We start from the raw sequence: 14,871 nt of genomic DNA, 5'->3' as shown, positions 1-14,871 counted from the left end.
ACCTGTTACCTTGTGTTCTCGTGGGTGGATGAACCGATCCGGTCGAGCAACACACCTCGTAGAGTCCGGATCTCCCCCGCGAAAGGGGAGCGATGCGCCGGATGCGGAAGATATCGACAGCAGCAGTGACGTGTGTACTCGCGTCGACCGCGGTCTTGGGGGCGACCCAGGCCAATGCATCCCCATGGGATTGCAATGTCACCGGGAGCTTGGATCAATCAGGTGGGCCGACCAATCCGATTCCCTGGCTCAACGGCACGGATGGCAAACTGCCGGAATTGCAAGGCCGCACCTCGGCGGTCGAGTACATCACGGGCGCGCTGAGCCCCAACCAAACCGTCGAGCGGTTCAACGTTCTCGGCACGGATCTGGGCATCATGTGGGACAACGGCGCAGGTCAGGTCCTGACAGCTTTCGGTGACACCGTCGGTATCGGATCTGACCCTCTGTGCTCCGGGGTGGTCGGCGACTGGCGCAGCAACGTCCTGTTCCGTAGCTCGGACGGAAATCTGTCCGACGGCATGAACATCGACTCCTCACCGACCGACCGACCGAATCACTCGCGCGAGATCATCGGAAGTCTGAAAGTCACCGGCGTCGAAACCAGCAGCATTCCGACGACGGGTATCTCCGTGGGCGGCGTTCAGTACGTCAACTACATGTCGATACGTTCGTGGGGAGGGTCGGGCGAGTGGGTCACCAACTTCTCGCAGATCGCGTCCTCGCACGACAACGGTGAGACCTGGCAGATCGAACCGGCCTCGTCCCGGCCCAATCTGCCGTTGACAGGTAACGACAACTTCCAGATGGGGTCCTTCGTCAAAGACGGTGGTTACGTCTACAACTTCGGCACCCCCGCCGGACGCTTTGGCGAGGGGCGTCTCTCGCGAGTCAAGGAAGCCTCCATCGCGGACGTCGCGGCGTACGAATACTGGGACGGAAAGGCATGGGTCCCCAACAATCCTGCTGCCGCTGCAGTAGTTCTCGACGGGGATGTCAGCGAACTGTCGGTGCAGTACAACAACTATCTCGGAAAGTTCGTCGCGATGTACTCCAACGAGTGGGGAGCGCTGGTGCTGCGGACGGCCTCGGACCTGACCGGTCCGTGGAGCGCACCGGACGTCGTGATCGGCACCGACGAGGTTCCGGGACTCTACGGCGCGTACATGCACCCCTGGTCGCAGGGGCAGGACCTCTACTTTCTCGCCACCACGTGGTCCGACTACAACGTGATGCTCATGAAGACCACGCTGCACCAGTGAACCGGATGGTTATCGTTGAACAGTGAGCACCACCGACAATGCGCTACTGATCACCGCCCTTCGAGACGTGTTGGTGGGACCACTTCCCGAAATCGGCCGACGATTTTCGACGCTGATCGCGGACATGGCGCCGCACACCTCTCTGGTGATCTTCACCCGCGAGTGCACCGGTAGGCCGCGCAAGGTTGCCGGGGATCCAGCTGTCGTCGATCGTGTGACCATCGCCGAACTCGACCGTATCCGTACGGATCTCACTGTCGGACAGATATTTCGGGGAAAGTGCGCTATCGCCGGCCGAGACCGTGAAGTGCTCGCGATGCTCGATCGAACAGACACCCTCCTCGTGCTGACGCCACACCCCGGACCGGTGAAGGCGGCATCCCTCGAATTGATCCAGGCACTGTTCGCGGTGACTGCAACCGGAATTCAGCTCCAGGTGCGGAACGCGAGTCCGGCATATCTCGCCGAGTCGCGGGCAGCGTCGTCCGAGCGTGCACGCACCGTGGCAGAGATGACGGAGGTGCATGCGGCCACCCTCGAGACGATGCTGGCGACGCTGCGCTCGGCGGATCTCGACGACACGCGTGCTCGAACCTCGGCCAGGGAGACTGCGGCTTCGGCCCTGATCGGCCTGCGTTCGGCCGTCGACGTGCACCGCGAGTTGGCCGAGGAGTCGACCACCACCGCTTTTGCGCGGATGCGTGGGGAATTGCGTTCGCTGCTCAAGCATCGGGAAATCGCGTTGGAGTTGGTGGAGCCACCCGTCGACGGGCGTGGGTTGCCCGGTGAAGTGGCGCACGGCGCCCGCGCGGTCGTCCGCGGCGCGGTCTTGGCCTTGTCGGATCAGCAGACGCTCTCGCGAATCCGGGTGGCCTGGACCCTCGACGCGGCTTCGCTCTCGATCGACATCCGCGACGACGGTGGTGGTGAAGCCGACGTGATCGACGTGGAACGCCAATTACGTTCGAGGGTAGAGACTTTGGGTGGAACCGTCGAATCCGAGTCGACGCCCGGGTGGGGGAACCGGATCAGCGCAACCATCCCGCTCGACGCGCCCGTCGCCCTACCGAACCGCGACGTCCTGACGGAACTGGCTCCGCGGGAGTTCGAGGTACTCGAGCATCTGGTGGCCGGACGGCGCAACAAGGCAATCTCGGAGCGACTCGGCGTCAGTGAGAGCACAGTCAAGTTTCATGTTGCCGGGGTCCTGCGGAAATTGGGCGTCGAGAGTCGGGGTGCGGCGGCCGCCGCGGGCGCCGAGGCCGGCGTGAAGCCTGCACCCTAGTCCTTTCGGCCAGGTCGGTCAGTCAGTTCGACCAGGGTTGCGGGCACCTACTTCGGGCTAACCTTTCAACGAGTGCACATATCGCAATGTGAAAACACGGCGCCATGTGACGACACGTCCTCAATCGCACGAAGCCAGGAGCAAAGCCATGCCACAGCAGGTACGCGGCGTCATCGCCCGATCCAAGGGTGCCCCCGTCGAAATCGTCCCCATCACGATTCCCGATCCCGGCGCCAACGAGGTAGTGGTCGCCATTGCAGCGTGCGGTGTGTGCCACACCGACCTGACCTACCGCGACGGCGGAATCAACGACGAGTACCCGTTCCTGCTCGGGCACGAGGCGTCGGGCATCGTCGAGAGCGTCGGCCCCGGTGTCACTCACGTCGAGGTGGGCGACTTCGTCGTCCTCAACTGGCGTGCCGTATGCGGGCAGTGTCGTGCGTGTAAGCGTGGCCGCCCGCAGTACTGCTTCGACACGTTCAACGCCGAGCAGAAGATGACACTCGAAGACGGCACCGAACTGACGCCGGCACTCGGCATCGGCGCATTCGCAGACAAGACGCTGGTTCACGAAGGCCAGTGCACCAAGGTCGACGCCTCGGCCGATCCGGCTGTCGTCGGACTGCTCGGTTGCGGCGTCATGGCCGGCATGGGTGCCGCGATGAACACCGGCAACGTCGGACGCGGTGATTCGGTGGCTGTGATCGGGTGTGGCGGCGTCGGCGACGCAGCGATCATGGGTTCACGCCTGGCCGGTGCCAATACCATCATCGCCATCGACCGGGATCCACGAAAGCTGGAGTGGGCCACGGAACTTGGTGCAACGCACACGATCAATGCGACCGAGGTCGACGACGTCGTCGAAGCAGTCCAGGAGCTGACCGGAGGTTTCGGCGCCGACGTGGTTGTCGACGCAGTCGGCCGTCCCGAGACCTGGAAGCAGGCGTTCTACGCCCGCGACCTCGCGGGAACCGTAGTGCTGGTGGGAGTTCCGACGCCGGACATGAAGCTGGAAATGCCGCTGGTGGACTTCTTCTCGCGCGGCGGAGCCCTCAAGTCGTCGTGGTACGGCGATTGCCTGCCCGAGCGTGACTTCCCCGTTCTGGTCGACCTGTACCAGCAGGGGCGTCTGCCGCTCGAGAAGTTCGTCAGCGAGCGCATCAAGCTCGACGAGGTCGAGAAGGCATTCGAGACGATGCACCGCGGCGAGGTCCTTCGTTCGGTGGTGGTCCTGTGACATTGCGAGTCGATCGCGTCGTCACCTCGGGCACGTTCAGCCTCGACGGCGGAACATGGGACGTCGACAACAACATCTGGCTGATCGGTGACGACAACGAAGTGGTGATCGTCGACGCAGCTCACACCGCGCAGCCGATCATCGACGCTGTCGGTGGACGCAAGGTGATCGGAATCGTCTGCACCCACGGCCACAACGACCACGTCACCGTTGCGCCGGAGCTGGCCGAGAAACTCGACGCTCCGATCTACCTGAACCCGGCCGACGATGTCCTCTGGGAGATGACTCACCCCGGGGTGAAGCATCTGAGCTTGGAAGATGATCAGCGTATTGCTGTGGCGGGTACGGACATTCTGGCCATCCACACACCGGGCCATTCCCCGGGGTCGACCTGCCTCTACCTGCCCGAGGCGGGGGAACTGTTCAGCGGCGACACCTTGTTCTCCGGTGGACCCGGCGCAACGGGGCGGTCGTACTCAGACTTCCCGACCATCATCGGGTCCATTCGCGACAAGCTGTTCGCGCTCCCCGCCGAGACCAAGGTTCACACCGGTCACGGCGACGGCACGACGATCGGTACCGAGGCGCCGCATCTCGAAGAATGGATCCGCGCCGGATCCTGATGTGATCAGAAGCGAAGTGGGGACGCCGGTACCGGCGTCCCCACTTTTGTCACAACGCTGATGCCCAACCGGCGGTGTCGTTCTCACCCGGGATTGCCATCAGGCCGTGCCACAGTTCGAGGATCTCGAACCATTCTGTCTCGGATCGGCTGAGGGGACGGACGGATTCGTAGCCGGCGCGCAGGCTCTGCCGTACCGCGATCGGTGTCGGTCGCCAATCGGTGAACAGGGTGCCCAGATAGACGCTTGCCTTGGCCAGGTCGCTCACCCGGTGCTCGATCACCACGTCGTCGAAGTCGAGTACTCCGGTGGTCCGAGAGTTTCGAGTCAAGATGTTGGCTGCACGGAAGTCGTTGTGTACCAGTTGAGTTTGGTCATCGAGCTCGGACGCACGCGCCAGGAGGCCCACGAGCCTACGCGTTGCCTCAGGCGCGAACCCGCGGTCGAAATTCTCGAGCCAACCACCGATGCGCTCCTTCAACCCGGTGCTGCGCGACGAGAAAACCGATCCGTCGACATGGGTGGCGCCGAGCGTTCGGTGTATTTCTGCCAGACATGCTCCTGCCGAACGGACCGCCACGCGGTCCTGCACGTCCAACCAATCTCCCGCCAACTCCGGCAGTACGGTGAATGACACTGCGCACGAAGGCCCTTCCAGTGTTTTCCGGTCCAACAGTGTTTCCCGGTCCAATCCGTTCAGGGACGTGATTGGTGACGGAACGGGCACGCCCTGCGCGGCGAGTGCGCTCAGTAGGCGCGTCGACGCCTCCAGGTTCGCGAAGCGCTCTGTGGCGCGCGACCACTTCACCACCAGCCCACCGCGGTCGCTCGCAACCCACACGATCGCGTTCTGGTCACTGATCGCCATTCGCGAGCACTCGAGGGCCGTCAATCCCCAAGTCTGCTCGAGTACCGCCGAGACCCAATGGGTGGCTGCGCCGAAGCTGTTGAATCCGAATCGCTGCTTCAGAGCGGCTTCCGACTCCACCGACTCCCAGAGCATGGACAACCCGAGTGGCAACATGCCGTTCGACTCTAGTGGGGGAAGTTCGAATCGAGGTGTCGATCTCGGAAGCACCCGAAGACGCCTTGACGACAGCTGCAGTTCAGCCGCCTTGACTCAGTTCGCTGAAGATCAGGTTGGTCTGGGTATTGGCGATGGCCGGATCGTTGAGGTGCGCGCTGACGAAATCGCGAAGCCGAGTGGGGGATTCACACGACACGTGCACCAGGAGATCACGGTCCCCACTCATCAGGAACACTCGCTGAACGGAATCCAATCCGCTCAGGTGCTCGGCAATTTCCGTCATCCGACTTCTGGCGTGGGAGTGAATCAGAATCGACACCATCGCCGAGATCTCGAGGCCGAGTAGCTCGAGGTCTATGTCTGCGTGAAACCCCTTGATGACGCCCGATTCGCGTAGAGCGCGCATCCGCGCCAGAGCGGTCGACGGCGCTATCCCGACCTTCTCGGCGAGTGCGTTGTTGGGGATGCGTGCATCCCGGACGAGTTCGCGGAGAATCGCCGTATCGACGTCGTCGAGCCGAACATGATTCGGCCGAGCTGCGGCAGCTGCCCGTTCGATCGCATTTATCATCCGATTTCTCCCTGCCGTCGCGAAAATATTCAGCATCTATTGACCGCGCCCGTCGATGATCCTAGCTTTTGCCAAACACATCGAATTATCAAACGGTCGAGATCGACACAGTCGACTGTTGCGACGAAGGGGTCTGGATGCTTCCGAGGATCGGCCGACACGCGGGCGACGGACACACGGGCGACTGGAGGGCGCGGTTGATCGACATCAGCCCGCCGATCTCCGAATCGACGCCCGTGTGGCCAGGCGATACCGCCTTCACCCGCGCTGTCACGTCCGACCTCGGCGGCAGTGACGCCGTCACCATCAACCGAATCACCACCACTCCGCATATCGGTGCTCACGCCGATGCGCCGGCGCACACTCGCATCGACGGCGCGACCATTGGTTCCGTTCCCCTCGAGCCCTATCTCGGCGAAGCACTGGTGGTCGACATGACGGGGGTCGACGGTGCCGCCTGCATCAGGCCCGTCGAAGAGACGGTGGAGCGACTCGGCGGACATCTGCCGCAGCGGCTGATTCTGAGGACGTACCCGAAGTACCCGCGCGAGTGGGACAACGACTTCGCCGGTGTATCTCCGGAGCTGACCCACTGGTTCGCCGACCGCGGTGGAGTTCTGATCGGAATCGACGGCGCCTCGTTCGATCCGATGGACAGCAAGACCATGGACGGGCACCACGCGGCAAGCGATCGTAGCGTCGCGATCCTCGAAGGACTTTGCCTCGACGACGTCGACGAAGGCTACTACGAGTTGATCGCACTGCCGCTGAAGTTCCTCGACCTCGATGCCAGCCCGGTACGGGCCGTGCTCCGGACTCTGCCTTCATCACCCTCAACGCCGACACATGCAGGAGAAGAATCGTCATGACATCGACAACCACACTTTCGTTGGAAGACTGCGTCAAGGCCGACGCAGTGGATCCCCTGAGGGAGTTCCGCCGCGAGTTCGCGATTCCGGAGGGCGTTCTCTACTTCGACGGAAACTCGCTCGGCGCGCGTCCCATTGCCGCGCAGGAATGCGCCGCGAGAGTGATCGGCGACGAGTGGGGCAACGGCTTGGTTCGCAGTTGGAACGAGGCTGGATGGTTCGACCTCCCGGTCCGCCTCGGTGACAAACTTGCCCCCTTGCTGGGAGCAGGTGAAGGCGAAGTGGTAGTGACGGATTCGACGTCGATCAACCTGTTCAAGGCATTGGCCTCTGCGCTGTCCATCGCGGCTGCTCAGGATCCCAGCCGGAAGGTGATCGTCTCCGAGCGCGACAATTTCCCCACTGACCTCTACATTGCGGAGGGCATCATCTCGCTGCTCGATCAGGGATACGAACTACGCCTGATCGACCAACCGGGCGACCTCACCGAAGCAGTAGGACCGGACACCGCCGTAGTGATGTTGTCGCACGTCAACTACCGCACCGGAAACCTGTATGCGATGACGGAAGTCACTGCAGCAGTGCAGGAACGTGGCGCCCTCATGATCTGGGATCTCGCACACTCGGCCGGCGCCGTCACTGTCGATCTGAGCGGTGCCGACGCCGACTTCGCGGTCGGGTGTACGTACAAGTACCTCAATGGCGGTCCGGGTTCACCTGCATTCATCTGGGTCAACCGTCGCCATCAGAACACCGGAATCCAGCCGCTGTCCGGGTGGTGGGGGCACGCGCGACCGTTCGCGATGGAGTCGGCCTACGAACCGGGCGCAGGAATACGACGGTTTCTGAGTGGTACTCAACCCATCACGTCGTTGTCACTCGTCGAATGTGGTCTCGACATCATGCTCAAAGCTGACATGGCCGACATCCGCAGCAAGTCGCTCGCGCTGGCCGATCTCTTCATAGACCTCGTCGAGGAGCGTTGCGCTGATTACGGTTTGCAGTTGATCACGCCGCGCGAACACGAGCGTCGTGGATCGCACGTGAGTTTTGTTCATCCCGAGGGCTATTCGATCATGAAGGCTCTCATCGCGCGGGGCGTCATCGGCGACTACCGCGAACCCGGAGTGCTGAGGTTCGGTATCACTCCGCTCTATCTCGGATACGCCGACGTGTGGAACGCCGTCGACGTGTTGCGAGACATCCTCGAGAACAAGTCCTGGGATCGCCCCGAATTCCGCGAGCGCGACGCAGTCACCTGATTCTTCCAAGTTTCCGCGGACCGGGAGGTACCGCCTTTCGCAAGGAGCTTTCATGAGTGATTTCAAAAACATTCAGCAGCGAGAATCAGGTCTCAAACGCGAACTCGGCCCCAAGCAGATGAGCATGATCGCGCTCGGCGGTGCAATCGGCACCGGACTCTTCCTCGGCAGTAAGTTCGCCATCGGATTTGCCGGCCCGAGCGTCATCATCAGTTACGCGATCGGCGGGTTGATCGCCCTCCTGCTGATGGGTGCCCTCGCCGAAATGACTGTTGCACATGCGACATCAGGTTCGTTCGGTGCGTACGCAGAATTCTACGTCGGACCGTTGATCGGCTTCCTCGTTCGCTATCTCTACTGGTCATGCATCGTCCTCGCGGTCGGGACCGAGGTCACCGCGATCGGTGAATACATGCAGTTCTGGTTCGCCGACGTACCGTCGTGGCTGTGGATCGTGTTGTTCTCCGGAGTGCTGATCGGCGTGAACATGTTCAACGTCAAGGCCTTCGGAACGATGGAGTACTGGTTCTCGACGATCAAGGTCTTCGCGATCGTGGCGTTCATCGTGATGGCAGCGTACGTCGTGTTCGGTAGCGGAAACCCGGACTACGGATTCCACAATTACACGGCCGGTGGCGGATTCTTCCCGAATGGTTTGTCCGGCATGTGGTTTGCCGTGATCGTATCGATCTTCAGCTACTTGAGCATCGAGATGATCGCCATTGCGGCCGGTGAGGCGGAAAACCCGGCAGTGGCGGTGAAGAAGGCATTCCGTGTGACGATCGTCCGACTGTTCGTCTTCTACATCGCAACGCTTGCCTTGATTCTGGCAATCGCTCCGATGGACAAGATATTGAGCGGCGGAAGCCCTTTCGTCACGGTGATGCAGGTCGTCGAGATTCCGGGCGCAGACAGCGTGCTGAACTTCGTGGTGATCATTGCCGCACTGTCCGCGATGAACAGTCAGTTGTACGTGTCTTCGCGAATGATGTTCTCGCTCTCACGTGCTGGTGACGCGCCGGCCATTCTCGGCAAGGTCAGGGCCAACGGCTCACCGGTCAATGCCTTGCTGCTGTCGACGTCGGGTATCGCCGTCGCAACAATCGTCTACGTTCTCTTTCCCGAGCAGGCATTCACCTTGATGATCTCGCTGTCGATGTTCGGGGCAATGGCGACGTGGCTGCTGATCTTCGTGACGCACTGGTTCTTTCGCAAGCGGATGGCAAGCGAAGGACGAACCCTCTCGTTCACGATTCCGTTCTTCCCGGTGGGGACGATACTGGGAGGTGTCCTCATGGTCGCGATCCTCGTCACGACATTGTGGGTCGAGGATTTCAAGATGACCTTGGTGTTCGGGGTGCCGTTTGTTCTTGCCGTGATCGGCATCTACTACTTCACCCGATCACGTCGGGCGCAGAGTCGAGCGGTAACGGCTGAACAGGTTCAGGAGATCACCGGCACGGTGGTCAAGCGGGTTCCCTGACTTACATTGGCAATCACAGGGTTTCGGCGAAAAACTCCATAGTGCGGGTCCAGGCGAGGGCAGCAGAATCCGGGGCGTAGTGGCTGGCCGAAGTGTCGTTGTTGAACGCGTGGCCGGCGTCGGCATAGCGGTACACCCGGGCGAGATCGGACGCGGTTGCGCGCAATTGCTCGACGCTCTCCGGCGGGATACTCGGATCGAGGTCGCCGTAGTGACCGAGCCACGGGACCTGCAGTTGCGCTGCAAGTTCGGTGCCTGCGGCAATCCCATCCCATCGGGCTTCTGCAACGCCGCCACCGTAGTACGTGACAGCGGGATCGACGAGGGGTACGGCGGCACACCACAGGGATGCGGTGCCGCCCATGCAGAATCCGAGGGAGCCGACTTTGTCTGCTCCCTCGGATCGGCTGTAGTCGACGGCGGCACGTACGTCGTGGCCGATGCTTGTGCTGTCGAGTGCCATGAGCGCATCCTTCGCGGACGGGAAGTCGGTGAAGGAGGTCTGTGCGCCGCGGTGGTAGAGATGCGGGGCGACGGCAAGGTAGCCGGCATCGGCGAGGCGTTCGAGGATGCTCTCGATGTGTTGGTTCACGCCCCACGCTTCTTGGAGAACTACTACCGCATGTCTCGGTTCACTCGGCGAATCCGGTCGGCTGACGGTCAGCGGTACATCACGTGTGGTCGTCGTGAAAGTTCCCATGTCCCGACTGTATGCGAGCCCAGCCTGTAGGTGCACGGTCGAACTAGACTCGTCAAATGTTGAGTTCCGCCGTTCCGCCGATCAGCTTGGTCAGTTGGCCGACGCCCGTCGAACCTCTGGCGCGTTGCGCGCAGGCACTCGGATTGGGGCCGGAAGATCTGTGGATCAAACGTGACGACGTCACCGGCCTGGGCGGCGTCGGCAACAAGATCCGAAAGCTGCAGTACACCTGCGCTCAGGCTTTGGCCGTCGGCGCGACGACTCTGATCACTACCGGTGCACCGCAAAGCAATCACGCTCGCTTGACTGCGTCGGCAGCAGCCCGTTTGGGATTGCGTTGTGTGCTGGTGCTCGGTGGTGCCGAGCCGGAATCCGCGCAGGGAAATCTCGTTCTGGATGCACTCGCGGGCGCTGAGATCGTCTGGGCCGGTGGGGACACGGCATCCGCGCTCGACGCCGCGGCGCAGGCCGTTGCTGACTCGGGCGGTGTACCTTTTGTCATTCCCTTCGGTGGTACCAGCGCGGTGGCCGCGCAGGGTTACGTCGACTGCGCACGCGAGATCGAGCACCAACTCTCCGGCGTCGATCGCGTCGTGGTTGCACTCGGATCGGGCGGAACGATGGCAGGCCTTGTCGCGCATCTGGGCGTCGACAGAGTTGTGGGCGTCGACGTCGGGGCTGTTGCCGACCCGGTGTCGACTGTCGCTGGGTTATTGGACGAGATGCCTGGTCCGGCCGCGCGAGCCGCAGATCTTCAGATCCTGCGAAACCAAGTTGGACAAGGATATTCGACGCTCACGGAAGCATCAGCCGGCGCGATCCGATGTTTGGCTCGTACTGAGGGCATCTTCCTCGACCCGACGTACACCGGCCGAGCCTTTGCGGGATTGATCCAACTCGTGAAGGACAAAGCCATCACGGCGGGATCAAAAACGGTCTTCCTGCACACCGGTGGGTTGCCTGGCCTGTTCGGACATCCCGAACTGTCGACGCTGCGGTGAGCGAGCAGATCGACTACCCGCTCAGCAGTCCGCTCGACGAACTGTCCGAGTGGCAACGCGTCGTTCGACCGCTGCGCGTCAGTGCCGACGGGTACTTGCGGTTGGCGACCAATCGGCTGGCCGTCGATTCCGACTACACCTGGGAGATGCACCGCCACAGCGATCACGAATTGCTGTGGGCGATCGACGGTGTTCTCGAGGTCCGTACTCCGGAGACTGTGTACACGGTGCCGAGCGGGGTCAGTCTGTGGATCCCGTCCTATGTTCCCCACGAGGTGACGGCGCGTAGCGGCACAGAATTGTCGTGCACGTGGTTGGTGGCATCCGATGTGACCGGGTTGGATCGTGTGGTGGCCTTGTCCACCCCTCCGCTGCTCGAACAAGTACTCGATCACCTCACCCGAGACGACTTGACCGACGCGGCTCGTCGACGAGCCGAGGCGTTTGCCATCGACCTCGTCGAACCCGTTCCGCGACTGATTTTCGATGTGCCGCTGCCGACGACGCCGTGGCTTCGGCAGATCGCAGATCAGTTGGTTGCCAGCCCGGCCGACACCCGATCGGTCGAGGAGTGGGCCACCGACGCGAAGGTCAGTACGAGGACTCTCACACGACGGTTTCCGGCCGAAACCGGATTGACCTTCTCGGAATGGCGTATGCGACTGCGGGCTCATCATGCGATGCAACTTCTGGCACTCGGTCGAAGCATCTCGTTTGTGGCGCGGAAGACGGGTTTTCGTTCCGAAAGCGCGTTCGGTGCGGCTTTTCGTCGAACGATGGGCGTGACGCCGGGGGAGTTTGCAAGCCTGATCGATCATCCGCGCGCGCCAATGACCGATTGGCTACAGGACTAGTCCGAACAGCGACTCTAAGTGCCTCGATCGGACTTGTGCCGTGCGGCAGAATGAACTTAGGGTTGGCTAAACAATCACCCTGTAGGAGTTCTGCGTGCGCGCAATTCGATCATTTTCTTTCGGTTCCAGAGTCATCGCAGCGGCGGCGGTTGCCGTCGTAGGTGCGATGGTGGTGACCGGCTGTTCCTCGTCGTCGGCCGACTCCGAGCAGACGGACGTCCGGACCGTCGCGTCGGCGTACGGGGACATCGAGGTGCCGGTTTCACCTGAGCGCGTCGTCGCCGCGTCGTACGACACTCCTTGGCAGCTCATGTCTCTCGGAGTGAAACCGGCTGCTGTGCAGGACTACGGCAAGTGGATCAGTGAATTCACGCCGGAGCAGCAGGCCTTCGTCGACGGGCTCCCGACCATCGGGCCTTTCGGGGAAATGAACTTCGAAGCGATCGCTGCGGCGGATCCCGACATCATTGTCGGCGACGCCGACGAGGTGGACCAAGCGGCGTTCGACCGTCTGTCCGGCATTGCACCCACCGTCATCGTCAAGGGAGAGAGCCGAGGCGACTGGAAGAAGATCACCACCGAGCTTGCTGAGGCAATTGGCAAGACCGACGTGCTCGAGTCGACGCGGACTGCTTACGAAGAGAATCTCGAACGTGTCCGTGGCGAGTACGCCGACGTGATCGCGACCAACAAGTGGATTCACATTTCACTCGGAGACGCGCCCGGCGCTTTCTCGGTTCAGCAGCCCACCGGTGCGATCGGCAATTTGGTGGTCAACGAACTCGGATTGGCGTACGGGCCCGGTGTTCCGACCAATTACACCGATGCCGGATACGCGTCCTATCCGATGGAGCAGTTGGCCGACATCCTGAACGGCGTGACGGTCGTGCTGTATCCGCTGAACGCGGACGGGTCGACCAGTGCGGCGGTTCAGGCGGTCCTCGACGACAACCTCTTCACGAGGCTGCCGGCGGCGCAGGCCGGGCACGTCTTCGGATTGCAGTCGAGCGTCACAGACTTCGTGACCGCGAACGGTTGGCTGAACGAAGTGAAAACGAAGGTGTTTGCAACGCTCTGACGCTTGCTCACCTTTTCACTGCGTGCCCGCAACTGACCAGTTGAGGGCGCGCAGTCTTTTTGGTCGCCACTACGAGCGGAAATCCTGTCCTCTGCTTATGATTTCTGTCACTGCCGGTTACCGTTACTTCGACGAGGGCGACGCGGTTCAACCTTGCCTTGGCAGGGATCATCGATCCTCGGCGACGTGCGGAGGTGGTCGCCATCCCCGCAGATCCGTGGGGTATTTTGTCCGTATCTACTGTCGGGGTGAGCAGTGATGTGCGGGGGAGTTTTTTGGTGAGTACAAGCGCTCGTGCCGTCTTTCGAGCAGGGCGCTCTGGATTTCGGGACCATACCCGTCCGGACATTAGTTCTGGTTTGCTGAGCGTGAACGGTGCGTGGGGCGAATCGTTCGAGGGGACGAAAGGCGAGATCGGCGAATGACAGCGACTTCCGACGCACGGCGTACCGAATCGAACGCTGTCCAGAACACCGACTCGCCGTCCGGCGAAAATCCGCGCTGGCGCGACCGCAAGAGGTACCTGTGGCCGCTCGGATTGCTGATTCCACTCAGCCCGTTCCTCTCCTGGATTCTCGTCGACAACCTTCGTCTCGGATTGTTCTGGGCGACCGGCGCGTGGCTACTGGTCATCGTCATCCCGATCATCGACATGCTGGCCGGTGAAGACGGCGAAAGTCCGCCGGACGATGCGATCCCACGACTGCAGAAGGACCGCTACTACCGCTGGTGCACTTACGCGTTCCTCCCCTTGCAATACGCCGGTCTGGTCTTCGCCTGCTGGTGCTGGATCAACGCTCCGATGGGAATCGCGGAGAAGATCGCGATGTCGTTCACGGTGGGCGTCGTCGCCGGCGTCGGTATCAACGCGGCCCACGAGCTCGGCCACAAGAGCGAGAAGATCGAACAGTGGCTCGCGAAAGTGGCGCTTGCGCAATCTCTCTACGGGCACTTCTACGTGGAACACAATTTCGGCCACCATGTGCGTGTAGCTACTCCGCAGGACCCGGCCAGCTCACGGTTCGGTGAGAGCTTCTGGAGGTTCTTGCCACGAAGTGTGTTCGGCGGGCTGCGTTCGGCATGGCGCATCGAGAGCGCTCGACTCCAGAGGAAAGGCAAACGAACCTGGAGCTTCGAGAACAATATTCTCAACGCTTGGGCGATGAGTGTTGTCCTCTTCGCGACGCTGATCGGTATCTTCGGTTGGGAGGTCGCGCCCTGGCTCCTGCTGCAGGCAGTTGCCGGATTCACCTTCCTCGAAGCCGCGAACTACCTCGAGCATTACGGCCTGCTGCGTGGCAAGCGTGCCGACGGCTCGTACGTTCGCTGCAGCCCCGCTGACAGTTGGAACAGCGATCACGTCGTGAGCAATCTGTTTCTCTACCAACTGCAGCGGCACAGCGATCACCACGCCAACCCGAAGCTGCGGTACCAAAGTCTGCGTAGCGCGGCCGAAGCGCCGCAACTTCCGGCCGGCTACGCAGTGATGATCGTGATCGCGTGGATTCCACCGCTGTGGCGCCGGGTGATGGATCAGAGATTGTTGGACTACTACGACGGCGACACAGAACGAATCAACGTCGGCTGATCCGCATCCCTCTCTGAACTGTTCGGAGTTG

At 61.9% G+C, this 14,871-nt stretch carries 14 protein-coding genes; 11 read left to right on the top strand and 3 right to left on the bottom strand.

All coding sequences use genetic code 11. From position 1 onward, the window contains the following. The first annotated feature begins 92 nt into the window (after positions 1-92). From RHP72_RS26400 to RHP72_RS26385, 4 genes are all read left to right on the top strand, one after another. A complete protein-coding gene (locus RHP72_RS26400) occupies positions 93-1,262 on the top strand; it encodes a DUF4185 domain-containing protein (RefSeq protein WP_064074987.1) in 1,170 nt (389 codons plus the stop codon). 22 nt (positions 1,263-1,284) lie between these two features. Further along, positions 1,285-2,547: a response regulator transcription factor family protein gene (locus RHP72_RS26395; RefSeq protein WP_003943037.1), complete on the top strand. Its 1,263-nt coding sequence runs from the start codon at positions 1,285-1,287 to the stop codon at positions 2,545-2,547. A 148-nt stretch (positions 2,548-2,695) separates the two neighbouring features. Further along, positions 2,696-3,784 (top strand): S-(hydroxymethyl)mycothiol dehydrogenase, encoded by a 1,089-nt coding sequence (locus RHP72_RS26390; RefSeq protein WP_007730860.1) that lies wholly within the window; start codon positions 2,696-2,698, stop codon positions 3,782-3,784. Continuing rightward, positions 3,781-4,407 carry an MBL fold metallo-hydrolase gene (locus RHP72_RS26385; protein ID WP_007730862.1) on the top strand — a complete coding sequence of 209 codons (627 nt, stop codon included), beginning with the start codon at positions 3,781-3,783 and terminating at the stop codon, positions 4,405-4,407. Before RHP72_RS26390 ends, RHP72_RS26385 begins: the two co-directional genes overlap by 4 nt. 49 nt (positions 4,408-4,456) lie before the next feature. Here the strand turns inward: RHP72_RS26385 and RHP72_RS26380 are convergent, their stop codons facing one another. Next, positions 4,457-5,431 carry a phosphotransferase gene (locus tag RHP72_RS26380; RefSeq protein ID WP_311094014.1) on the bottom strand — a complete coding sequence of 325 codons (975 nt, stop codon included), beginning with the start codon at positions 5,429-5,431 and terminating at the stop codon, positions 4,457-4,459. 82 nt (positions 5,432-5,513) lie between these two features. Further along, positions 5,514-6,005 (bottom strand): Lrp/AsnC family transcriptional regulator, encoded by a 492-nt coding sequence (locus tag RHP72_RS26375; protein WP_007730865.1) that lies wholly within the window; start codon positions 6,003-6,005, stop codon positions 5,514-5,516. Between the two features lie 137 nt (positions 6,006-6,142). Between RHP72_RS26375 and kynB the strand changes: the two genes are divergently transcribed. Genes kynB through RHP72_RS26360 form a run of 3 tightly spaced genes read left to right on the top strand, consistent with a single transcriptional unit; the run spans position 6,143 to position 9,619 of the window. After that, a complete protein-coding gene (kynB, locus tag RHP72_RS26370) occupies positions 6,143-6,874 on the top strand; it encodes an arylformamidase (RefSeq protein WP_051649548.1) in 732 nt (243 codons plus the stop codon). Next, positions 6,871-8,136, top strand: a complete 1,266-nt coding sequence (gene kynU / locus RHP72_RS26365; RefSeq protein WP_208690163.1) for a kynureninase — start codon at positions 6,871-6,873, stop codon at positions 8,134-8,136. Before kynB ends, kynU begins: the two co-directional genes overlap by 4 nt. 52 nt (positions 8,137-8,188) lie before the next feature. Next, positions 8,189-9,619: an amino acid permease gene (locus tag RHP72_RS26360; RefSeq protein WP_311094013.1), complete on the top strand. Its 1,431-nt coding sequence runs from the start codon at positions 8,189-8,191 to the stop codon at positions 9,617-9,619. A 13-nt stretch (positions 9,620-9,632) separates the two neighbouring features. Here the strand turns inward: RHP72_RS26360 and RHP72_RS26355 are convergent, their stop codons facing one another. Further along, on the bottom strand, positions 9,633-10,319 hold the full coding sequence (locus RHP72_RS26355; protein ID WP_311094012.1) for a dienelactone hydrolase family protein: 687 nt from the start codon (positions 10,317-10,319) through the stop codon (positions 9,633-9,635). Between the two features lie 56 nt (positions 10,320-10,375). Here RHP72_RS26355 and RHP72_RS26350 point away from each other — a divergent pair, with 56 nt between their 5' ends. From RHP72_RS26350 to RHP72_RS26335, 4 genes are all read left to right on the top strand, one after another. Next, the gene (locus tag RHP72_RS26350; RefSeq protein WP_311094011.1) at positions 10,376-11,320 is read left to right on the top strand and encodes a D-cysteine desulfhydrase family protein; all 945 of its coding nucleotides are present in this window, start codon (positions 10,376-10,378) and stop codon (positions 11,318-11,320) included. Then, positions 11,317-12,174, top strand: coding sequence for an AraC family transcriptional regulator (locus RHP72_RS26345; RefSeq protein ID WP_030536017.1), 858 nt, complete (start codon positions 11,317-11,319; stop codon positions 12,172-12,174). The genes RHP72_RS26350 and RHP72_RS26345 overlap by 4 nt, the downstream gene beginning before the upstream one ends. A 94-nt stretch (positions 12,175-12,268) precedes the next feature. Beyond that, on the top strand, positions 12,269-13,252 hold the full coding sequence (locus tag RHP72_RS26340) for an ABC transporter substrate-binding protein (RefSeq protein WP_030536016.1): 984 nt from the start codon (positions 12,269-12,271) through the stop codon (positions 13,250-13,252). A 421-nt stretch (positions 13,253-13,673) separates the two neighbouring features. Then, the gene (locus RHP72_RS26335; protein WP_007730881.1) at positions 13,674-14,840 is read left to right on the top strand and encodes an alkane 1-monooxygenase; all 1,167 of its coding nucleotides are present in this window, start codon (positions 13,674-13,676) and stop codon (positions 14,838-14,840) included. Positions 14,841-14,871 lie beyond the last annotated feature (31 nt).

It is taken from the genome of Rhodococcus sp. SG20037 (assembly GCF_031763325.1).
Taxonomy (GTDB): domain Bacteria; phylum Actinomycetota; class Actinomycetes; order Mycobacteriales; family Mycobacteriaceae; genus Rhodococcus_F; species Rhodococcus_F qingshengii.
The sequence above is the reverse complement of the archived record's forward strand: the minus strand, read 5'-3'. Positions and strand labels throughout refer to the sequence as shown.